The 20,230-nt window shown below is 64.6% G+C and carries 18 protein-coding genes; 10 read left to right on the top strand and 8 right to left on the bottom strand.

Translation table 11 applies throughout. The features are described 5' to 3' along the window. The first annotated feature begins 41 nt into the window (after positions 1-41). The 4 genes from tagQ to HG549_RS19465 all read left to right on the top strand — a co-directional run bounded on the left by tagQ (position 42) and on the right by HG549_RS19465 (position 2,896). Positions 42-947 (top strand): type VI secretion system-associated lipoprotein TagQ, encoded by a 906-nt coding sequence (gene tagQ, locus HG549_RS19480; protein ID WP_170031647.1) that lies wholly within the window; start codon positions 42-44, stop codon positions 945-947. A gap of 125 nt (positions 948-1,072) precedes the next feature. Beyond that, positions 1,073-1,966 carry an NAD synthetase gene (locus HG549_RS19475; protein ID WP_170034259.1) on the top strand — a complete coding sequence of 298 codons (894 nt, stop codon included), beginning with the start codon at positions 1,073-1,075 and terminating at the stop codon, positions 1,964-1,966. Beyond that, positions 1,963-2,403, top strand: a complete 441-nt coding sequence (locus HG549_RS19470) for a hypothetical protein (protein WP_170031644.1) — start codon at positions 1,963-1,965, stop codon at positions 2,401-2,403. The genes HG549_RS19475 and HG549_RS19470 overlap by 4 nt, the downstream gene beginning before the upstream one ends. 31 nt (positions 2,404-2,434) lie before the next feature. Continuing rightward, positions 2,435-2,896: a hypothetical protein gene (locus HG549_RS19465; RefSeq protein ID WP_085600971.1), complete on the top strand. Its 462-nt coding sequence runs from the start codon at positions 2,435-2,437 to the stop codon at positions 2,894-2,896. A 745-nt stretch (positions 2,897-3,641) separates the two neighbouring features. On the opposite strand, the gene HG549_RS19460 is transcribed toward HG549_RS19465, so the two are convergent. The 3 genes from HG549_RS19460 to HG549_RS19455 form a co-directional block, all read right to left on the bottom strand. Continuing rightward, on the bottom strand, positions 3,642-4,892 hold the full coding sequence (locus tag HG549_RS19460; protein WP_170031641.1) for a ribonucleotide-diphosphate reductase subunit beta: 1,251 nt from the start codon (positions 4,890-4,892) through the stop codon (positions 3,642-3,644). A gap of 519 nt (positions 4,893-5,411) precedes the next feature. After that, positions 5,412-5,543 (bottom strand): hypothetical protein, encoded by a 132-nt coding sequence (locus tag HG549_RS26085; protein WP_256665967.1) that lies wholly within the window; start codon positions 5,541-5,543, stop codon positions 5,412-5,414. 137 nt (positions 5,544-5,680) lie between these two features. After that, a complete protein-coding gene (locus HG549_RS19455; RefSeq protein WP_170031639.1) occupies positions 5,681-8,560 on the bottom strand; it encodes a ribonucleoside-diphosphate reductase subunit alpha in 2,880 nt (959 codons plus the stop codon). An 831-nt stretch (positions 8,561-9,391) separates the two neighbouring features. Between HG549_RS19455 and HG549_RS19450 the strand changes: the two genes are divergently transcribed. Together HG549_RS19450 and HG549_RS19445 are read left to right on the top strand one after the other, a co-directional pair. Continuing rightward, positions 9,392-10,090 (top strand): response regulator transcription factor, encoded by a 699-nt coding sequence (locus HG549_RS19450; RefSeq protein WP_170031636.1) that lies wholly within the window; start codon positions 9,392-9,394, stop codon positions 10,088-10,090. Then, complete coding sequence (locus HG549_RS19445) at positions 10,087-11,694, top strand: ATP-binding protein (protein ID WP_170031633.1); 1,608 nt, start codon at positions 10,087-10,089, stop codon at positions 11,692-11,694. The genes HG549_RS19450 and HG549_RS19445 overlap by 4 nt, the downstream gene beginning before the upstream one ends. 3 nt (positions 11,695-11,697) lie before the next feature. On the opposite strand, the gene HG549_RS19440 is transcribed toward HG549_RS19445, so the two are convergent. Together HG549_RS19440 and HG549_RS19435 are read right to left on the bottom strand one after the other, a co-directional pair. Beyond that, positions 11,698-12,399, bottom strand: coding sequence for a 4'-phosphopantetheinyl transferase (locus HG549_RS19440; RefSeq protein ID WP_170031630.1), 702 nt, complete (start codon positions 12,397-12,399; stop codon positions 11,698-11,700). Between the two features lie 66 nt (positions 12,400-12,465). Continuing rightward, positions 12,466-13,257 (bottom strand): dienelactone hydrolase family protein, encoded by a 792-nt coding sequence (locus HG549_RS19435; protein ID WP_170031627.1) that lies wholly within the window; start codon positions 13,255-13,257, stop codon positions 12,466-12,468. A gap of 130 nt (positions 13,258-13,387) precedes the next feature. Here HG549_RS19435 and HG549_RS19430 point away from each other — a divergent pair, with 130 nt between their 5' ends. The 4 genes from HG549_RS19430 (at position 13,388) to HG549_RS19415 (ending at position 18,036) form a co-directional block, all read left to right on the top strand. Further along, positions 13,388-13,993 (top strand): outer membrane beta-barrel protein, encoded by a 606-nt coding sequence (locus HG549_RS19430; RefSeq protein ID WP_170031625.1) that lies wholly within the window; start codon positions 13,388-13,390, stop codon positions 13,991-13,993. Between the two features lie 150 nt (positions 13,994-14,143). Beyond that, positions 14,144-14,821, top strand: a complete 678-nt coding sequence (locus HG549_RS19425) for a response regulator (RefSeq protein WP_170031623.1) — start codon at positions 14,144-14,146, stop codon at positions 14,819-14,821. Further along, positions 14,818-16,164 carry an ATP-binding protein gene (locus HG549_RS19420; RefSeq protein WP_170031620.1) on the top strand — a complete coding sequence of 449 codons (1,347 nt, stop codon included), beginning with the start codon at positions 14,818-14,820 and terminating at the stop codon, positions 16,162-16,164. Before HG549_RS19425 ends, HG549_RS19420 begins: the two co-directional genes overlap by 4 nt. Positions 16,165-16,713: 549 nt before the next feature. Continuing rightward, positions 16,714-18,036 carry a dicarboxylate/amino acid:cation symporter gene (locus tag HG549_RS19415; RefSeq protein ID WP_170031617.1) on the top strand — a complete coding sequence of 441 codons (1,323 nt, stop codon included), beginning with the start codon at positions 16,714-16,716 and terminating at the stop codon, positions 18,034-18,036. A gap of 202 nt (positions 18,037-18,238) precedes the next feature. Here the strand turns inward: HG549_RS19415 and tsaA are convergent, their stop codons facing one another. The 3 genes from tsaA to HG549_RS19400 are packed head-to-tail and all read right to left on the bottom strand — an operon-like array spanning position 18,239 to position 20,158. Further along, positions 18,239-18,931, bottom strand: coding sequence for a tRNA (N6-threonylcarbamoyladenosine(37)-N6)-methyltransferase TrmO (tsaA, locus tag HG549_RS19410; protein ID WP_170031614.1), 693 nt, complete (start codon positions 18,929-18,931; stop codon positions 18,239-18,241). Between the two features lie 6 nt (positions 18,932-18,937). Beyond that, complete coding sequence (locus HG549_RS19405) at positions 18,938-19,399, bottom strand: DUF1456 family protein (protein WP_170031611.1); 462 nt, start codon at positions 19,397-19,399, stop codon at positions 18,938-18,940. A 48-nt stretch (positions 19,400-19,447) separates the two neighbouring features. Further along, the gene (locus HG549_RS19400; protein WP_170031608.1) at positions 19,448-20,158 is read right to left on the bottom strand and encodes an rRNA pseudouridine synthase; all 711 of its coding nucleotides are present in this window, start codon (positions 20,156-20,158) and stop codon (positions 19,448-19,450) included. Positions 20,159-20,230 lie beyond the last annotated feature (72 nt).

The following is a 20,230-nucleotide window of genomic DNA, read 5'->3' as shown; positions in this document are numbered from 1 at the left end:
CATGAGGCCCCCCGTTTTAACCACCCACGTGAGAGAGTGACATGTTCAAGACCATCTTCACGGCTTCCCATGCCCGTTCCGCCCTGCTGCTCGCCGCAGGTTTCAGCACTGTCCTGATGGCGGGCTGCTCCAGCTCACCCGTGTCCAAGGTGGGTGCCACGACCAAGGTCGAGTACTACCCGAGCTGCTACGAGCCCGTGCAGCACCTGCGTGCCACCGACGGCGACATGACCCGCTCGGTAGCGACCGGCGCCGTCATCGGTGCCCTCGGCGGTGCCCTGACCGGTGCCTTGGTCGACGGCGACAACCGCGGCCGCAACGCCGCCATCGGTGCGGCGGGCGGTGCCCTGGTGGGCGGCGCGGCCGGTTACTACACCGAGCGCCAGAAGCAGATCAGCGACGACAAGCAGCGCATTGCCTCGTACGCCACCGACATCGACAAGAGCGCTGCCGACCTGGACCGCACCACGGCCTATGCCAAGGCTTCGCAGAGCTGCTACCAGCGTGAATTCACCAGCCTGATCGAAGGCCGCAAGGCCAACCGCATCAACGACACCGAAGGGCGCAAGCGCCTGGCCGAGATCGTCTCCGGCCTGCAGGAGTCGAACAAGCTGCTGGCCACCGTCAACGGCCGCGTCGCGGAAAACCTCGACAACTACACCCAGGCCTACGAGCAGGACCTCAAGCAGGTGGGTGTGGCCCGTACTGACGTAGCGACCGTGGCTGAACCGCCGAAGACCACCACTGGCAAGAAGAAGACCCAGGCCGTCAAGGTGAACCAGAACGTGCCGCAAGAGGCGGTCGCCACCGAGAAGACCCTGCAGAAGGCCACGACCAAGAAAGCCGAGGCCCAGCAGGTGGCCAATGCTGGCGTCGACCAGGTCAACAAGATGTGCCGCAGCCCCGACATGGGTGACTGGGCGCCGGTGCCTTGCCCGAACGTGTAACCCACGCTCCGTTGCGCTTGCGCCGGTGCACGTGCCGCCCCAGGCAGGTCGCCTGACCTGCACGGGGCGTGCGTGGGCCGGCGCAGCGGCTTTTCGAACCAAGGAGAGTTGTCGTGACCGACCTGATGTCCGGCGTGCTCGGCGGCTACCAGCAGCAAATGGCCCGCCAGCGGCTGCTGTTGACCGTCGACCAGCAGAAGTTGTTCAGGGCCATTGATTCCGACCCGGGTATCGTTGGCGCGGGTGTTGTCTACATCGATGCCCAGTACAACGTGATCGTCCTGCGCGAATTCAAGCCGATCTGCAGCATCGCGCCCAAGCGCGTGATTTTGCAGGAGGCGCCACCTTACAAGTCACCTGAACAGTTCATGACCCAGCTGCAGACCGGTGCTCGTGAGCGCAAGGTGATGGCAGAGGCCGTGAACGCCAGTTTGAGCTGCCTGTCGGCCTACCTGGGTTGGGTCGTCATGTTCAGCGGCACCATTGCCGTACCTTTCACTGGCGGCGCCAGCATGGTGTTGACGGCGGTCGGTTATGCCGCCGCAGCGGCAGGGACCGGGCAGTGCATGATGGGCGGGTACAGGGTGTTCAACGAAGTGTTCGACCCTGGGCAGAACGACTGGCTCGACAGTAATGACACGGTGCAGACGGTAATGAGCATCCTCGACGGCGTAGCGCTGGCCGGTGTGGGCGCATCGAGCCTGAACACCGTGCGTTTCCTGCAGGCACGCAAAGCGGCGACCGGCAAGGGCTGGAGAGAGCTGTTCCAGAGCCTGTCGCGGCAGCAGCGCAAGGCCCTGGCCGAGGAACTTCTGCAGATCAAGCACCCGTCGCTCACCGCCAAGCAGCTGAAGCTGAAGCAGGCGGCGGGTACCGCGATCAAGCGTTTCACCCCCACCCAAATCCAGCACGCCACGCGTACCTTGATCAAGGACTCGATTGGCGGCTTGTCGGGTTTTGCCAGCAGTAGCTTCGTGCAGTCGGTTGCCGTGGGGCTTTACGAGGAAATTGACGAATGACCCATGGCCAGGAACTGCAAGCATTCCTTTCCCGTTATTTCGGCGTGTTCATTGCCGAGTTTTTCTTTTCCTGCATGGCGCTGGGCGGCACCGTCTCGCTGGTGTTCTCCACCTATATGCGCAGTTCAGACCCTGAACTCTCGGTGATGGTGCTGGCGGCAGCCGGTGTAGTGAGCGCCGCCTCGCATATCGCCATGGTGCGTGGCTTTGCCTGGGGCGTGCGCGGTGTGATCGGCATCCTCGTGGTTGCCTTGCTCGCCGCATTGCCCAGCTACGGTTATCGTCCGCACATGGGGGGGTATATTTCCGTCCTGGTGTTCGGTTTGCTGGCTCTGCTGATCATCAACAGCCAGCGTTACCGCGAGATGCGCGTGCGCCTGGTGGAGTATCGGGACATCCGTAAATTCAACCGTCGCGCGGCTAAAACCTCTAAATGACACCTTTCTCTGATGTAACGAGGGGATCGGGATGAATCTGCGCCGAAAGCGTACCTGGCTCGGTGGTTTGCTATTGCCCTTGCTCGTTGCCTGCAACGGGCACAAGGTCGAGCGCGTGGTGGTTTATGAGAACAACGTCCATCACTGGCGCATCGAGCACGTGGTGGAGCAGAACTGGCCGGTGGGGCCTCGCCAGTATTATCAGGTGTTTCTCAAGGACCGCCTGCTGATCCTGCCGGCCAATGTGTTCAACGACGAGCGCGACATTAGTGAGTTCGTTGCTGCGGGCGGTTTCGACATCAGCAACTGGCGCAACGACACGATCATCGTGGCTTTCGAGAACGTGCAAAAGCGCGAAGGTGGCAACGAGCATTTTGTCCGCTCGCTGATGATCACCCCGGAGTACAAGGAAGGAGAGGTGATACTGACCGACATGGCGACCCATATGCAGATCGTGGTGCAGCGGGTCGAGCCGGTTGGTGAAGGGAAGTAGCAGGGCGGTGGTGTTGTAGGCAGGCAAATGAACTAGCTGTGGGTGTCACCGGCATTTGTGGGCGCGGGCAAGCCCGCGAAGCAGGCGACGCGGTGCATGGCACCGGCTGTGCCGGTGTTCGCGGCCACGGCCGCTCCCACAGGTCCAAGCATGAGCCTGAGCCCGCGCAGTACCTGTGGGAGCGGGCAAGCCCGCGAAACAGACGACATGGTGCATGGCACCGGCTGCGCCGGTGTTCGCGGCCACGGCCGCTCCCACAGGTACAGCGTGAACTCAAAGCCAGCGCATTACCTGTGGGAGCGGGCAAGCCCGCGAAGCAGGCGACGCGGTGCATGGCACCGGCTGTGCCGGTGTTCGCGGCCACGGCCGCTCCCACAGGTACAGCGTGAACTCAAAGCCAGCGCAGTACCTGTGGGAGCGGGCAAGCCCGCGAAACAGGCGACGCGGGGCAGGGCACCGGCTGTGCCGGTGTTCGCGGCCACGGCCGCTCCACAGGTCCAAGCATGAGCCTGAGCCCGCGCATTACCTGTGGGAGCGGGCAAGCCCGCGAAACAGACGACGCGGTGGATGGCACCGGCTGCGCCGGTAATCGCGGCTGAAGCCGCTCCTACAGGTACGGCGTCAGCTTGAAGCGGCGCACCTCACTCATGTAGGAGCGGATTTATCCGCGAAGCAGGCGGCGCGGTGGATCCAGGCGAAAAAAAGGCTGCCAATCGGCAGCCTTCTCTATGCTTCGCCCGAACTATCAGTCCCAGCTCAACGCCCCACCAGTCTGATACTCGATCACACGGGTCTCGAAGAAGTTCTTCTCTTTCTTCAAGTCCATGATCTCGCTCATCCACGGGAACGGGTTGGTAGTCCCCGGGTACTCTTCCTTCAGGCCAATCTGGGTCAGGCGACGGTTGGCGATGAACTTGAGGTAGTCCTCCATCATCGCCGCGTTCATGCCCAGCACGCCGCGTGGCATGGTGTCACGGGCGTATTCGATCTCCAGCTGGGTCCCTTGCAGGATCATCTGGGTCGCTTCTTCCTTCATCGCCGCGTCCCACAGGTGCGGGTTCTCGATCTTGATCTGGTTGATCACGTCGATACCGAAGTTCAGGTGCATCGACTCGTCACGCAGGATGTACTGGAACTGCTCGGCGACGCCGGTCATCTTGTTGCGGCGGCCCATGGACAGGATCTGGGTGAAGCCGCAGTAGAAGAAGATGCCTTCCAGCACGCAGTAGTAGGCGATCAGGTTGCGCAGCAGCTCCTTGTCGGTTTCGACGGTGCCGGTGTTGAATTCCGGGTCGGAGATGGCGCGGGTGTACTTCAGGCCCCAGGCGGCTTTCTTCGCCACCGACGGGATCTCGTGGTACATGTTGAAGATCTCGCCTTCATCCATGCCCAGCGACTCGATGCAGTACTGGTAGGCGTGGGTGTGGATCGCCTCTTCGAAGGCCTGGCGCAGGATGTACTGGCGGCACTCCGGGTTGGTGATCAGGCGGTACACGGCCAGGGCCAGGTTGTTGGCCACCAGCGAGTCGGCGGTGGAGAAGAAGCCGAGGTTGCGCATGACGATGCGACGCTCGTCTTCGGTCAGGCCGTCCATGCTCTTCCACAGGGCGATGTCGGCGGTCATGTTGACCTCTTGCGGCATCCAGTGGTTGGCGCAGCCGTCCAGGTACTTCTGCCAGGCCCAGTCGTACTTGAACGGGACCAGCTGGTTGAGGTCGGCGCGGCAGTTGATCATGCGCTTTTCGTCAACGCGAACGCGGGCGCTAGAGCCTTCCAGCTCGGCCAGGCCTTCGGCGATGTCGAGGTCGTTCAGGGCAGCCTTGGCGCGCTTGACCGCGTCGGAGTCGTCGGCACTGGCGGCACGGGCTTCCAGGGCAGCGGCACCACCGGCGCTGTCGAGCTTGTCGAGGGTGGCAGCGGCAGCGGCCTGCGCAGGGGTATTGCCTTTGGCGGCGACTTCGCCGTCTTCCTTGTCGAATTCGTCCCAGCTCAGCATGGTTTGGCTCCTGCTTGAGGGTTGCCCGGGGGCAACCGGTTGGATGTTAAGAATGTGATGCCTGACGCAAGGCCGTTACGGCGAATGGACAGCTCGAGAGGCTGACTCTCGTTACATCGGGTGTGTTCTGGCTTGTACCTGGCCAGGCCTCTCGGAGGGGCCAGGGACAATTGATGGGTGCCCTTTTCAGAGGGGGCGCAGTATACCGGAATTCGCCTTCGATCGGGACGCGTGTCTGGCGGGCGAGGGTAACTTTTTCGACCGGTCTGGCGTGCATCCGTTCAGCAAGCGGGTGTCATTGGGTACGTGGAGGAAGTGTAGCGGCAAAATGTGAGTGGCACTATATGTTGTGCCTATTTATTTGCCTGGCACAGGATGTGGGGTTGGCGCGATCTTTGTAGGAGCGGCCTTGTGTCGCGACAAGGCCGCAAGGCGGCCCCGAAGTTCGTGCGGCGGAGCTGCCATCCCGGGGCGCTTCGCACCCCATCGCGACACAAGGTCGCTCCTGCATTGGCTGTGTTAACTGCGAGGGTTATGCAGCGTTTCGACAATGTGCGTCTTGGGATGCTTGCGGGCCTGTTCCACCGAAGTGAAGCGGCCGGTTTCGGCATTGCGGCCGATCTTGCGAGTTGCCACTTTTTTCCGCGCCATGGGTTACGTCCTTTTTGAGTGGTCCTGTTCTTTTACCGAACCGCGCGAACGCAGGGCAAAGGGCAAGGTTTCTTCGGGACGCGGATACAAAAATGCCGCGCGGGGCACCGGTAGGCACCCCGCGCGGCACTCAGGCCTTACTGGCAGGCTTCGCAGTCAGGCTCGTCGATCGCGCAGGCCTTCGGCACTGGCGCAGGGCCGGCTGCCTGGACCGGGGCGCTGTCGCCACCGCTGGAAACGGCGTTGAGCTTGCCGGTGTTGATGGTCGACTTTTCGGTGCTGGTCGCGGCCAGGGCACGGAGGTAGTAGGTGGTCTTCAGACCACGGTACCAGGCCATGCGGTAGGTCACGTCCAGCTTCTTGCCCGAAGCGCCGGCGATGTACAGGTTCAGCGACTGAGCCTGGTCGATCCACTTCTGGCGACGCGAGGCGGCATCGACGATCCACTTGGTCTCGACTTCGAACGCGGTGGCGTACAGGTCCTTCAGCTCTTGCGGGATACGCTCGATCTGCTGCACCGAACCGTCGTAGTACTTCAGGTCGTTGATCATCACCGAGTCCCACAGGCCACGGGCCTTCAGGTCGCGGACCAGGTACGGGTTGATCACGGTGAACTCGCCCGACAGGTTCGATTTCACGTACAGGTTCTGGTAGGTCGGCTCGATCGACTGCGACACGCCGGTAATGTTGGCGATGGTCGCGGTCGGCGCGATGGCCATGATGTTCGAGTTACGAATACCTTTCTTGACGCGCTCGCGTACCGGGCCCCAGTCCAGGGACTCTTCCAGGTTGACGTCGATGTACTTGGCACCACGGGCCTCGATCAGGATCTGTTGCGAATCCAGCGGCAGGATGCCCTTGGACCACAGCGAACCCTGGAAGGTCTCGTAGGCACCGCGCTCGTCGGCCAGGTCGCAGGACGCCTGGATCGCATAGTAGCTGACCGCTTCCATCGACTTGTCGGCGAACTCGACGGCAGCATCGGAACCGTACGGAATGTGCTGCAGGTACAGCGCATCCTGGAAGCCCATGATGCCCAGGCCGACCGGACGGTGCTTGAAGTTCGAGTTACGCGCTTGCGGCACCGAGTAGTAGTTGATGTCGATCACGTTGTCGAGCATGCGCACGGCGGTGTTCACGGTGCGTTGCAGCTTGGCGGTATCCAGCTTGCCGTCGACGATGTGGTTCGGCAGGTTGATCGAGCCCAGGTTGCAGACCGCGATCTCGTCCTTGTTGGTGTTCAGGGTGATCTCGGTGCACAGGTTCGAGCTGTGCACCACGCCCACGTGCTGCTGCGGCGAACGCAGGTTGCACGGGTCCTTGAAGGTCAGCCACGGGTGGCCGGTCTCGAACAGCATCGACAGCATCTTGCGCCACAGGTCTTTGGCCTGGACGGTCTTGAACACCTTGATCTTGTTGTACTCGGTCAGGGCTTCGTAGTACTCGTAGCGCTCTTCGAAGGCCTTGCCGGTCAGGTCGTGCAGGTCTGGCACTTCCGAAGGCGAGAACAGGGTCCACTTGCCGTCATCGAAGACCCGCTTCATGAACAGGTCAGGGATCCAGTTGGCGGTGTTCATGTCGTGGGTACGACGGCGGTCATCACCGGTGTTCTTGCGCAGCTCGATGAATTCTTCGATGTCCAGGTGCCAGGTTTCCAGGTAGGCACACACGGCGCCCTTGCGCTTGCCACCCTGGTTCACGGCAACGGCGGTGTCGTTGACCACTTTCAGGAACGGCACGACGCCCTGCGACTTGCCGTTGGTGCCCTTGATGTATGAGCCCAGTGCACGTACCGGGGTCCAGTCGTTGCCCAGGCCACCGGCGAATTTCGACAGCATGGCATTGTCGTGGATCGCGTGGTAGATGCCCGACAGGTCGTCCGGCACGGTGGTCAGGTAGCAGCTGGACAGCTGCGGGCGCAGGGTACCGGCGTTGAACAGGGTCGGGGTCGAGGCCATGTAGTCGAAGGACGACAACAGGTTGTAGAACTCGATCGCGCGGGCTTCCTTGTCTTTCTCTGCCAGCGCCAGGCCCATGGCCACACGCATGAAGAATACCTGCGGCAGCTCGAAGCGCACGCCATCCTTGTGGATGAAGTAGCGGTCGTACAGGGTCTGCAGGCCCAGGTAGGTGAATTGCTGGTCACGCTCGTGGTCGATGGCCTTGCCCAGGCGCTCCAGGTCGTAGCCCTTCAGGGCCGGGTCCAGCAGCTCGAACTCGACGCCTTTCTCGACGTAGGCCGGCAGGGCCTTGGCGTACAGCTCGGCCATTTCGTGGTGGGTGGCGCTCTCGGCGACGCCGAGGAAGCCCAGGCCTTCGGCGCGCAGGGTGTCCATCAGCAGGCGGGCGGTGACGAACGAGTAGTTCGGCTCGCGCTCGACCAGGGTACGGGCGGTCATCACCAGGGCGGTGTTGACGTCCTTGATGGCCACGCCGTCGTACAGGTTCTTCAGGGTGTCGCGCTGGATCAGGTCGCCATCGACCTCGGCCAGGCCTTCGCAGGCTTCGCTGATGATGGTGTTCAGGCGGGCCATGTCGAGCGGTGCCAGGCTGCCGTCGGCCAGGGTGATGCGAATGCTTGGGTGCGGCTCGACCACGGCTTCGGTGTTGACGCGGGTGGCACGCTCCTTGGCGCGCTGCTCGCGGTAGATCACGTAGTCACGGGCGACTTTCTGCTCGCCGGCGCGCATCAGGGCCAGTTCGACCTGGTCCTGGATTTCTTCGATGTGGATGGTGCCACCCGATGGCATGCGACGCTTGAACGTGGCGGTGACCTGCTCGGTCAGGCGTGCAACGGTGTCGTGGATGCGCGACGAAGCGGCGGCGGTACCGCCTTCAACTGCGAGGAACGCCTTGGTGATGGCCACGGTGATCTTGTCGTCGGTGTAGGGGACGACAGTGCCGTTACGCTTGATCACGCGCAGTTGGCCGGGGGCGGTGGCAGCCAGATCCTGTGTGGAATCGGCGGCCTGCGGCACCTTGGCCTGCGGGTTCTCGCGAGTCGTATCGGTTTGCATGGGTGGGTGTCTCCACAGTTTCTATATTGTTCAGGCGCCTTTTGGGCGCCCACCGTTCCGTCCACTTGCCCGATGGCCTGGCGGGGGCTGCGCAAAGGCATGCGCATCCGCCCGCACGGGCGTACCGACTTCGGGACAGACTCAGGAATAAGGGGCAATGGCTTGCCGCTCCCTGGCCGAAGTCAAAGGTTCTGGGCTGTGCCCAAAAACTGTTGCTGATGGATGCCAGGCCTGGCCTGCCACACCCATACCCGAACAAGGCCCTGGAAGGGCTTGCCTCGGTCGCCTCCGCAGGAGCGGTTTGGCTGCTGAAATCACTTGAAGCTCAGCCGAAAAATCGCTTGATTTTGCGGGTTGACTTTTGTGTGTGATTTTGCACGAACCCCAATATCTAGTGGTTCGCTGCGATCGGGATACAAGATAATGCGGTATCGGGGGCTTTGCAAGGCGATCGCCTGTGGATAACTTGTGCGTACTTTGTGAGTGAATGGTGGGTATTCGCTGTAGGCCTTGTGCCAAGTGGTTTGCAGTATTTTTCTGCGTTCTGGCGCCCCGGCGCATAATTTTTCGGGCGCGAACCGTATCACAAAAAACGGTTCAGTCGAGGGGCTGCCGGGCGGCTTGGCAGTGCCGGGGGCGGGACGTAGTATCCGAAGCAGATGTTGCCTTTTGGTTAAAGGGTCATGTTTCCTGCTTTGGCCTCTTCGCGGGCACGCCCGCTCCCACAGGTACTGTGCAAGCCTTGCAAGCGGCGCGGTCCTGGTGGGAGCGGGCGAGCCCGCGAAGGGGCCGGCACAGGCCACAGAAAAACAACAAGCAAAGGCACAAGCCATGGACCACCCCGCACCCCGCATCCTCATCGTCGAAGACGACCAGCGCCTGGCCGAGCTCACCGCCGAGTACCTGCAGGCCAACGGCTTCGAGGTCAGCGTCGAAGGCGATGGCGCGCGTGCCGCGCGGCGCATCGTCGACGGCCAGCCCGACCTGGTCATCCTCGACCTCATGCTGCCCGGCGAGGATGGCCTGAGCATCTGCCGGCGGGTGCGCAGCCAGTACGCCGGGCCGATCCTCATGCTCACCGCCCGCAGCGACGAGCTCGACCAGGTGCAGGGCCTGGACCTGGGGGCCGACGACTACGTGTGCAAACCGGTCCGCCCACGCCTGCTGCTCGCGCGCATCCAGGCCTTGCTGCGCCGCAGCGAGGCAGCGGACAGTAAAGCCCAGGCGCTGGCCTTCGGTGCCCTGCGCATCGACAACCGCCTGCGCGAGGCGCGCCTGGGCGAACAGCTGATCGAACTGACCGGCGCCGAATTCGACCTGCTCTGGTTGCTGGCCAGCAACGCCGGCCGGGTGCTGACCCGCGAGCAGATCTTCACCGCGTTGCGCGGCGTCGGCTACGACGGCCAGGACCGTTCCATCGACATCCGCATTTCGAAGATTCGCCCCAAGATCGGCGACGACCCGCTCCAGCCAAGGCTGATCAAGACCCTGCGCAGCAAGGGCTACCTGTTCGTCGGCGAGGCGTCATGAACAACTCGATCTTCCTGCGCATCTACGGCGGCATGCTGGCCGTGCTGGTGCTGGTGGCCCTGCTCGGGGCGCTGAGCCTGCACCTGGTCAACGAGGTGCGTGCCGCCCAGCATCGCGAGCGCCTGGCCCAGGGTACCTTCAGCCTGATGGCCGACAACCTGGCCCTGCAGAACGACACCGAGCGCAAGCGCTCGCTGCTGATGTGGGAGCGCCTGCTCGGGGTGCCGCTGACCTTGCAGCCAATCACCGCGCGGGCGCTGGATGGCGGCCAGCGGGCGCGTCTGGGCCGCGGCCTGGTGGTCGTCGAAAAGACCGGCCCGCACGCCGCCCAGGTATTGCGCAAGGTTGGCCAGGAGGATGTGCTGCTGGTCGCCGAGGTCCGGCAGGTCAGCGAGCAGCTGGCGCGGGCCACCCTGTACCTGCTGGCCGACGAGCTGGTGCGCTACCCGGTGACAGAACAGCAGCAGCGCCTGGAGCAGCTCAAGCGCGACAAGGGCTTTGGCTTTGGCGTGGCCCTGCAGCGCATCGAGCGGGTGAGCCTGGACGACGACCAGCGGCGCCGGGTCGAGGAGGGCGACACGGTCATGGCACTGGGCAAGGATGGCGACTCGATCCGCGTCTTCGCCGGCTTGGCCGGTTCGCCCTGGGTACTGGAAATCGGCCCGCTGTACCAGCTCAATCCTTATCCGCCGCAGCTGTTGATCCTGATCGCCTTCCTCGGCCTGTGCCTGATCGGCCTGGTGGTGTACCTGCTGGTGCGCCAGCTGGAGCGCCGCGTGTCGGGCCTGGAGGTGGCGGCCACGCGCATCGCCCAAGGCAGCCTGGACACCCGCGTGCCAGCCGACGATGCCGACTCGGTAGGGCGCCTGGCGGCAGCGTTCAACGGCATGGCCGAGCACCTGCAGCGCTCGCTGAGCATGCAGCGCGAGCTGGTGCGTGCGGTTTCCCACGAGCTGCGCACGCCAGTGGCACGCCTGCGCTTTGGCCTGGAGATGATCGAAAGCGCGACTACCGAGCAGGCCCGGGCCAAGCACCTGGCTGGCATGGACGGGGATATCCAGGACCTCGACAAGCTGGTCGACGAAATGCTCACCTATGCCCGCCTGGAGCAGGGGGCACCTGCACTGAAGTTCGAGCGGGTCGACCTGGAGGCCTTGTTCGAGCGGGTGATCGCAGAACTGGCGCCGCTGCGGGCCGGGATACGCGTATTGCGCGGTGAATGCCAGGGCGCCGATGCCGAAGGCGCCTGGGTCGAGGCCGAGCCGCGTTACCTGCACCGGGCCCTGCAGAACCTGGTGGGCAACGCCATGCGCCATGCCGAGGGCGAGGTGCGCCTGAGCTACCAGTTGGGGCAACAGCGCTGTCGCATCGATGTGGAAGACGACGGCCCGGGGATTCCCGAGGGCGTCTGGGACCGCATCTTCACGCCGTTCACCCGGCTCGATGACAGCCGTACCCGCGCCTCGGGCGGGCATGGCCTGGGCCTGTCGATCGTACGGCGCATCATCTACTGGCACGCCGGCCGGGCTACGGTGGGGCGCAGTGCCGCGCTGGGTGGTGCCTGCTTCAGCCTGAACTGGCCACGCCAGCAGCCACCGGCATGACGATCAGACGCTGACCAGGCTCAGCAGGTGGCCGTCCTGCAGGCAGAACTGGCCCTGCAGCTCGGCACCATGCCGCCACTGCGGCGACAGGTCGGTGAGCAGGCGCAGGCGGGCCAGGCCGTCGCTGGACCATTCCAGCACTTCGGCGTGCTCGAAATAGAAGCGTTGCTGGGTCAGCGGGTAGAGGGTCTTGAACAGGCTTTCCTTCAGCGAGAAGGTCAGGGTCACGGCAAGGCCGAGCTGGTTGCGGTCCAGGCGTTCGAGCTCGGCCGGGGTGAGGATTTCGCCCATCAGCCGTTCGCCGCGTTCATCGTCCAGCAGCGTTTCCTGATCCAGGCCCAGGCCCTGGCAACTGCCCTCGGCGGCGACCACGGCGGCGGCCCAGCCCTTGCCATGGGTGATCGAGCCGTGGATGCCGGCGGGCCAGATCGGCGAGCGGTCTTCGTGGGTGCCGGGCACGTAGTCCCGGCCGTCCAGGCGCTGCAGTGCAGCGCGGGCGCAGACCCGGCCGGCCAGGTACTCGGCCTGGCGCTTGGCTACCGAGCGCTGCAGGCTGGCGCTTGGCACCACCCCGGCACGCTGGAAGTCGTCGGGGGCCAGGCGGCTGGGGTCGAAGGCGCAACTGACCAGCACCGCGCCGGGCAATGGGCGGGGTAGGGGCCAGTGGTGCTGGAGAGGGGCGCAGCAGGCAGGGAGTGTATTCATGGGGCTATTGTGCCAGCCGAGGCGGCGGCGTGGGAGATGGGGCCGCAAAGCGGCCCCTCGCGTTGGTTACTTGAAGACCTTCTTGAAGAACGCCTGCATGTCCGCCCAGGAGCTTTCATCCGCTGCCTTGTTGTAGCCGATATCCGGCCCACCATGCTCGCCATGGCTCAAGCGGTCTGCGTCCGGGTTGGTAAACCCGTGCTTGGCCCCGTCGATGCTGACGAACTGGTAGTTGACCTTCGCCGCATCCATTTCGGCCTTGAACGCGGCTACCTGCTGCGGGGTCACCATGCTGTCCGCCGCACCGTGTTCGACCAGGATATCCGCCCGCACCTTACCGGGCCTGGCCGGGGTCTGCGTGGCCAGGGCGCCGTGGAAGCTCACCACGCCATCCAGCTTCTCACCGCGCCGCGCGGCATCCAGCACCACCTTGCCACCGAAGCAGTAGCCTACCGCCCCCAGTTGATGCTTGTTGGTATTGGGCTGCAGTTTCAGCAGTTCAAGCCCGGCGTCGAAGCGGCGCTCGGCAGCTTTCGGGTCCTTCAGCGCCTCGGCCATGAACGCCTGGGCATCGGCGGGGTGCTCGGTGTGCTTGCCATCGCCATACATGTCGATGGCCAGCGCGTTGTAGCCCAGCGCCGCCAGGTCGCGGGCACGGCGCTTGGCGTAGTCGTTGAGCCCCCACCATTCATGCACCACGACGATGCCGGGGCGTTTGCCTTCGACGGCGTCGTCATAGGCGTAGTAGCCAACCAGGCGATTGCCATCGGCGTCCTGGTAGGGGATTTCGCGGGTTTGTACCGCCGCTTGGGCGAGGGCGGCGCTGCACATCAGGGTCAGGGCCAGCAGGGCGCGCATGGTCACTACTCCTTGTTCTTGCAAACGGTTCGTTCAGCCGGTGTTCAGCCAGGGTTCAGTCGCGGTTCAGGGTGCCCTGCTTACTCTAGCTTCCAGACAGTAACAGCGCACCCAACTGGAGTATCCAGCCATGAAAACCTTCAATACCCTGCTCGCCGCCATGGCCGTCTGCGCCGCTGGCATCACCTCGGCCCAGGCCGCCGACGACAACTTCGCCAGCCTGACCTATGGCCAGACCAGCGACAAGGTTCGCAAGTCCGGCCTGCTGCAGCGCAACACCGACCACCTCAACGCCGACGGCATCATCGGCAAGGATGACACCTGGGGCGTGCGCCTGGGCAAGATCAATGACCAGGGCCGCTACTACATGACCTATGACAACGTCTCGGGCGACCACAGCGGCCTCAAGCTGCGCCAGGAGAACCTGCTGGGCAGCTATGACCTGTTCCTGCCGGTAGGCGACACCACCAAGCTGTTCGGCGGTGGCAGCCTGGGCGTCACCAAGCTGACCCAGGACTCGCCAGGTGCGAGCCGCGATACCGACTACGGCTATGCCTACGGCCTGCAGGCCGGCGTCATCCAGGACATCACCGACAAGGCTTCGGTCGAGCTGGGCTATCGTTACCTGCGCAGCAATGCCGCCACCGAAGTGGGCGCACATGGCGGGCCGAAGGACGGCACCCTGCGCCTGACCAGCAGCGCGCAGACCTACCTGGCGGCTTCCTACAAGTTCTGACGGGCGAGCCGGGTTATCCTGTACCGGCCCTTTCGCGGGCACGCCCGCTCCCACAGCGATTGCACAACCGCCGAGGCTTGTGCAGCACCTGTGGGAGCGGGCGTGCCCGCGAAAGGGCCGGTACAGGCAATACACATCAAGGAGCTGCACATGAAACTGCTGGTGGTCGAGGACGAAGCCCTGCTTCGCCATCACCTCTTTACCCGCCTGGGCGAAAGCGGCCATGTGGTCGAGGCCGTAGGCGATGCCGAGGAAGCGCTGTACCAGGCCGGGCAGTACCATTTCGACCTGGCCATCATCGACCTGGGCCTGCCCGGCATCAGCGGCCTGGAACTGATCTCCCGGCTGCGCAGCCAGGACCAGACCTTCCCCATCCTCATCCTCACCGCCCGTGGCAATTGGCAGGACAAGGTTGAAGGCCTGGCCGCCGGTGCCGACGATTACCTGGTCAAACCGTTCCAGTTCGAAGAACTCGAGGCCCGCCTGAACGCGCTGCTGCGCCGCTCCAGCGGCTTCACCCAGTCGACCATCGCCGCCGGCCCCCTGGTACTCGACCTCAACCGCAAGCAGGCCAGCCTCGACGCACAGCCCCTGGCACTGACCGCATACGAGTACCGTATCCTCGAATACCTCATGCGCCATCACCAGCAGGTGGTGGCCAAGGACCGCCTGATGGAGCAGCTGTACCCGGGTGACGAGGAACGCGACCCGAATGTCATCGAAGTGCTGGTTGGCCGCCTGCGCCGCAAGCTCGAGGGCGAGCGCGGCTTCAAGCCCATCGACACCGTGCGCGGCCTGGGCTACCTGTTCACCGAGCGCTGCCGATGATGCGTTCCCTGCGGGTACGCCTGATGCTGGCGGCTGCGGTGCTGGCGCTGCTGTTCATGCTGGCGCTGCTGCCAGCCTTGCAGAAGGCCTTCAGCCTGGCCCTGCAGGAGTCGATCGAACAACGCCTGGCCTCGGACGTGACCACGCTGATTTCTGCCGCGCGCATCGAGCATGGCCAATTGCAGATGCCCACGCTGCTGCCGGATGAGCGCTACAACCTGCCGTACACCGGGTTGCTCGGCTATATCTTCGATCGCGACGGCAACCTGGTCTGGCAGTCGCGGGCCACCGCCGCGCAGAACGTCAACTACCGCCCGCGTTACGATGGCCGCGGCAACGAGTTCGCGCGCATTCGCCAGGCCGATGGCGAGGAGTTCTTCGTCTACGACGTCGAGATCAAGCTGCTGGGTGGCCAGAGCGCGGCCTACAGCATCGTCGCCCTGCAGCCGGTGCGCGAATACCAGCACACCCTCGACGGCCTGCGTGAAAAGCTCTACCTCGGTTTTGGCGCGGCCTTGCTGGTGCTGCTGGCGCTGCTGTGGGCCGGGCTGACCTGGGGCCTGCGTTCGTTGCGCCGGCTCAGCCGCGAGCTGGACGAGGTGGAGGCAGGGGCACGCGATGGCCTGAGCGGTGAGCACCCGCGTGAACTGTTGCGCCTGACCGGCTCGTTGAACCGCCTGCTGCGCAGCGAGCGCGAGCAGCGCCAGCGCTACCGTGATTCGCTCGACGACCTGGCGCACAGCCTGAAGACGCCGTTGGCAGTGCTGCAAGGGGTGGGCGAAAGCCTGCAGCAGCGTAGCGGCGAGCGCGAGCAGGCACGGGTGCTGCAAAGCCAGATCGAGCGCATGAGCCAGCAGATCGACTACCAGCTGCAACGCGCCAGCCTGCGCAAGAGCGGCCTGGTTCGCCACAGCGTGGCGTTGCGGCCGGTGCTCGACAGCCTGTGCAGCACCTTGGCCAAGGTCTATCGGGACAAACGGGTCGACGTGACCCTGCAACTGCCCGATGCGGCGCAGGTGCCGATGGAGCAGGGGGCGTTGCTGGAGCTGCTGGGCAACCTGCTGGAGAACGCCTACCGCCTGAGCCTGGGCCAGGTGCGGGTGAGCCTGGCACAGGCGTCCGGGCAGTTGACCTTGTGCGTCGAGGACGATGGCCCCGGGGTGCCGGCCGATCAGCGTGAGCGCATCCTCGAACGCGGGGAGCGGCTGGATAGCCAGCACCCGGGGCAGGGCATCGGGTTGGCGGTGGTCAAGGACATCGTCGACAGTTATGACGCGGCGTTGAGCCTGGGCGACTCGCCACTGGGCGGCGCGGCATTCAGGATCACCTTCAACCTGGATTGAGCGCTCGCCGGTAGCGGCGCTTTCGCGAGTGAACCCGCGAAAGCGCCGCTACCGGCAAAACCCCAACGGGCGGATTCCCGCCATCTCCCCTGTACAAATCCCGCCAGCGGGCGGAAATCCGCCCCCCCCCCCCCCCCCCCCCCGGCTGGGGGGGGGGGGGGGCGGCCCCCCCCCCCCCCCCCACCCCCCCCCCGCCCCCCCCCGCGGGGCGGCGGCCCCCCCCCCCCCCCCCCCCCCCCCCCCCCGCTACCGGCAAAACCCCAACGGGCGGATTCCCGCCATCTCCCCCTGTACAAATCCCGCCAGCGGGCGGAAATCCGCCAGCCTTGCCCAGCCAGATCGCCCCGTCGTTGGGCGTTTATCCCCAGCAAATACGGCACCTGCACCCTTGCTGGGCATTTTGGCACCACCCTTGCTATTGATCCTCGCAGAGGCCTGCCCAGGCAGCTCGAACACAACGACAAATCCCTCCAGGTGCAGGAGGGTTAGCGATTCAGGTGCCGCATCGCCCTGGGAAGGGTGAACCGGCACACTTGAGGAAATTTAGCCATGACGACACGTCAGCCGCTGTACAAATCCCTGTATGTCCAGGTGTTGGTCGCCATCACCATCGGTATCCTGCTCGGCCACTATTACCCGGAAACCGGCGTTGCCCTCAAACCCTTGGGTGACGGCTTCGTCAAACTGATCAAGATGGTCATCGCCCCGATCATCTTCTGTACCGTGGTCAGCGGCATCGCCGGCATGCAGAGCATGAAGTCGGTCGGCAAGACGGGCGGCTACGCGCTGCTGTACTTTGAAATCGTCTCCACCATCGCCCTGATCATCGGCCTGGTAGTCGTCAACGTGGTCCAGCCGGGCGCTGGCATGCACATCGACGTCAACACCCTGAACGCCAGCAGCGTGGCTGCCTATGCCGCCGCCGGCGCGCAGCAGACTACCGTCGGCTTCCTGCTCAACGTCATCCCCAACACCGTGGTCGGCGCCTTCGCCAATGGCGACATCCTGCAGGTGCTGATGTTCTCCGTGCTGTTCGGCTTCGCCTTGCACCGCCTGGGCAGCTACGGCAAGCCGGTGCTGGACCTGATCGACCGCTTCGCCCATGTCATGTTCAACATCATCAACATGATCATGAAGCTGGCCCCGGTCGGTGCCTTCGGCGCCATGGCCTTCACAATCGGCCAGTACGGCGTTGGCTCGCTGGTGCAGCTGGGCTACCTGATGGCCTGCTTCTACATCACCTGCCTGCTGTTCGTGCTGGTGGTGCTGGGTGGCATCTGCCGCGCCCATGGTTTCAGCGTGCTCAAGCTGATCCGCTACATCCGTGAAGAACTGCTGATCGTGCTGGGTACTTCCTCTTCGGAATCGGCCCTGCCACGCATGCTGGCCAAGATGGAGCGCCTGGGTGCGAAGAAGTCGGTGGTTGGCCTGGTCATCCCGACCGGTTACTCGTTCAACCTGGACGGCACCTCGATCTACCTGACCATGGCTGCGGTGTTCATTGCCCAGGCCACCGACACCACCATGGACATCACTCACCAGATCACCCTGCTGCTGGTGCTGCTGGTGGCTTCCAAAGGTGCTGCCGGCGTCACCGGTTCGGGCTTCATCGTCCTGGCTGCGACCCTGTCCGCCGTCGGCCACCTGCCGGTTGCCGGCCTGGCGCTGATCCTCGGCATCGACCGCTTCATGTCCGAAGCCCGCGCCCTGACCAACCTGGTGGGCAACGCTGTGGCTACCGTGGTCGTGGCCAAGTGGGTCAAGGAAATGGACAACGACAAGCTGGCCTCGGAGCTGGCCTCCGGTGGTGCGCCGCTGGTCGATAACCGCCCGACCGACGACCTGGGTGTTGCTGAAGGCCCGGCTCGCTGATCGCGCTGCAGTAAAACCAAAAGGCGACCCTAGGGTCGCCTTTTTCATGCCTGCGCGGCCCCTGTGCAGGAGCGGCCTTGCGTCGCGAAGGGGTGCGTAGCGCCCCCAGGGTTTCAGCCTTCCAGCAAGATCGCCGGGGCTGCTGCGCAGCCCTTCGCGACGCAAGGCCGCTCCTACACAGGGGCTCCAGGCGGGTCCGAGATCAGGCGGGCACCACCTCCAGCACTCGGATCACCTCCGGCTGCGGGTAATGCCAGCGCACCTGCACATCCCAGAACTTCACCCCATACACCCGCTCTGCCGCGGGCACCTGGTAGGCCGGCCGTGGGTCCTGCGCCAGGCATTGCTCGATCAGCTCGACCACCGGCTCACCCAGGCGCAAGGCATGCTCGCGGGCCTGGGGCAGGGCATTGTCGCTCCACTGCACGCTGATCGCGGCAGGCGCTTCGCTGGCCATCTGGTTGCTGGCGCCGGCGATGCTGTCGGCGTAGGGCACATAAGGCTTGATGTCCAGCACCGGCGTGCCATCGAGCAGGTCGATCCCGGACAGCAGCAGGCGCCCGGGCTCCACGCCCTCGAGGCGCACCACCGATTGGCCGATGCCATTGGGCCTGTGGGTCGCGCGGGTGGCGAACACACCCATGCTCTTGTTGCCGCCCAGGCGCGGCGGGCGCACCTTCAGGCGTGGCTTGTCCTCCAGCGCCTGGTGGAACAGGAACAGCAGCCAGACATGGCTGACCTGCTCCAGGCCCGCGACCGCATCACCCTGGTCGAACGGCGGCAACAGCTCGAGCACGCCGCGTGCCGCGGGCGCCAGCTGTGGCTGGCGCGGGATGGCGAACTTCTCCTTGAAACAGGAGCGGACGAAACCGACCGGAGCAACCGTATGCTGCATGGCCGCTCAGCCACGTACGCGCAGGGTCAGGCCCTTGAGGAAGTTGCGCAGCAACTGGTCGCCACACGGGCGATAGTTGTCATGGCCGACCTTGCGGAACAGCGCGCTGAGCTCGGGTTTGCTGACCGGGAAGTTGACCGATTTGAGGATGGCATGCAGGTCATCTTCCTTGAGCTCGAAGGCTACCCGCAGCTTCTTCAGGATCAGGTTGTTGGTCACCGGCAGTTCGATCGGCTGCTGCGGGCGGCTGTCATCCTTGCCGCGACGGTGGATCACCAGGCCATCGAGAAAGTGCGCCATGACCCGCTCCGGGCAACGCACGAAGCCTTCCTCGTCTTCCTTCTTCAGGTAGGTGGCCAGCACCAGGGGATGCACGTCGAGGCCGGTTAGCCCGATGATCTCGGCCATCTTGGCGTCGTTCACCTTGAGCATGTAGCGCAGGCTGCGCAGGACGTCGTTGTGGTTCATTGCTGCAGAATCCTGTTCAGGTGCCGCGCTGTGGGCGCGGCGTATTGCTTAGAAACGTTCGGTAGCGGCCAGGTAGCGCCACTGGCCCAGCGGTAGCTTGCCCATCGACACACCGCCCAGGCGGATGCGGCGCATGCTGACCAGCTCCAGGCGCAGGTACGCGCACAGCTCGGCAATCTGTCCTGGCTGCGGGTTCTTCAGGGCCATGCGCAGGTGGGTCTCGTTCTGCCAGCTGGCCTTGGCCCTGGGCAGTTCGCGGTCATTGCGGCTGGCCCCGCGTGCCAGGCGTTCCAGCGCCTGGGGCGTGGTCTCGCCGCGCACTTCAACGATGAACTCCTGCTCCAGGCGGCGCAGGTCGGCGTCGATCTTGCGGGTTACCCGCCAGTCCTGGGTGAATACCTGCAGGCCGCTGGCGCCGGGTTCCAGCGGTGCCACGCAGGCCTGCCGGGCAAAGTGCCCGTGCAGGGCACGTACGCCTTCGCGGTGGGCCGCGCTGAGGTTGCTCATGCTCATCTCGGCGCGGGCGGCTTCGCTGCTTACTCCCGCCGGCTGGTTCAGCAGCAGGGTGACCGGCTCCAGCGTTTCGGCACGGGCGCCAGGCAGCAACTCGACGCGCTGCTGCGCGACCTTGAACTGCGGCTGTTCGACCACCAGGCCATCGACCGTGACCCAGCCGCCTTCGATATACAGCTCGGCCTCGCGGCGGGAACAGCCGAGCTGCTCGATGAGGCGTTTGGACAGGCGGACGGGTTCGGACATGACGGCGTTTTCGCAAAGGCAGGGGAAAGACTGCATTGTACCTGCCTGCGCGGCGCAGGGGCTGGGAATCTG

Source organism: Pseudomonas sp. SK (genome assembly GCF_012975065.1).
GTDB classification, from domain to species: domain Bacteria; phylum Pseudomonadota; class Gammaproteobacteria; order Pseudomonadales; family Pseudomonadaceae; genus Aquipseudomonas; species Aquipseudomonas anuradhapurensis.
This window is presented reverse-complemented; position numbering and strand designations above follow the sequence as displayed.

Excerpts from the sequence above, each read along its gene's own strand:
- tagQ (WP_170031647.1), top strand. The coding sequence starts at position 42 with ATGTTCAAGACCATCTTCACGGCTTCCCATGCCCGTTCCGCCCTGCTG.
- HG549_RS19475 (WP_170034259.1), top strand. The coding sequence starts at position 1,073 with ATGTCCGGCGTGCTCGGCGGCTACCAGCAGCAAATGGCCCGCCAGCGG.
- HG549_RS19470 (WP_170031644.1), top strand. The coding sequence starts at position 1,963 with ATGACCCATGGCCAGGAACTGCAAGCATTCCTTTCCCGTTATTTCGGC.
- HG549_RS19465 (WP_085600971.1), top strand. The coding sequence starts at position 2,435 with ATGAATCTGCGCCGAAAGCGTACCTGGCTCGGTGGTTTGCTATTGCCC.
- HG549_RS19460 (WP_170031641.1), bottom strand. The coding sequence starts at position 4,892 with ATGCTGAGCTGGGACGAATTCGACAAGGAAGACGGCGAAGTCGCCGCC.
- HG549_RS26085 (WP_256665967.1), bottom strand. The coding sequence starts at position 5,543 with ATGGCGCGGAAAAAAGTGGCAACTCGCAAGATCGGCCGCAATGCCGAA.
- HG549_RS19455 (WP_170031639.1), bottom strand. The coding sequence starts at position 8,560 with ATGCAAACCGATACGACTCGCGAGAACCCGCAGGCCAAGGTGCCGCAG.
- HG549_RS19450 (WP_170031636.1), top strand. The coding sequence starts at position 9,392 with ATGGACCACCCCGCACCCCGCATCCTCATCGTCGAAGACGACCAGCGC.
- HG549_RS19445 (WP_170031633.1), top strand. The coding sequence starts at position 10,087 with ATGAACAACTCGATCTTCCTGCGCATCTACGGCGGCATGCTGGCCGTG.
- HG549_RS19440 (WP_170031630.1), bottom strand. The coding sequence starts at position 12,399 with ATGAATACACTCCCTGCCTGCTGCGCCCCTCTCCAGCACCACTGGCCC.
- HG549_RS19435 (WP_170031627.1), bottom strand. The coding sequence starts at position 13,257 with ATGCGCGCCCTGCTGGCCCTGACCCTGATGTGCAGCGCCGCCCTCGCC.
- HG549_RS19430 (WP_170031625.1), top strand. The coding sequence starts at position 13,388 with ATGAAAACCTTCAATACCCTGCTCGCCGCCATGGCCGTCTGCGCCGCT.
- HG549_RS19425 (WP_170031623.1), top strand. The coding sequence starts at position 14,144 with ATGAAACTGCTGGTGGTCGAGGACGAAGCCCTGCTTCGCCATCACCTC.
- HG549_RS19420 (WP_170031620.1), top strand. The coding sequence starts at position 14,818 with ATGATGCGTTCCCTGCGGGTACGCCTGATGCTGGCGGCTGCGGTGCTG.
- HG549_RS19415 (WP_170031617.1), top strand. The coding sequence starts at position 16,714 with ATGACGACACGTCAGCCGCTGTACAAATCCCTGTATGTCCAGGTGTTG.
- tsaA (WP_170031614.1), bottom strand. The coding sequence starts at position 18,931 with ATGCAGCATACGGTTGCTCCGGTCGGTTTCGTCCGCTCCTGTTTCAAG.
- HG549_RS19405 (WP_170031611.1), bottom strand. The coding sequence starts at position 19,399 with ATGAACCACAACGACGTCCTGCGCAGCCTGCGCTACATGCTCAAGGTG.
- HG549_RS19400 (WP_170031608.1), bottom strand. The coding sequence starts at position 20,158 with ATGTCCGAACCCGTCCGCCTGTCCAAACGCCTCATCGAGCAGCTCGGC.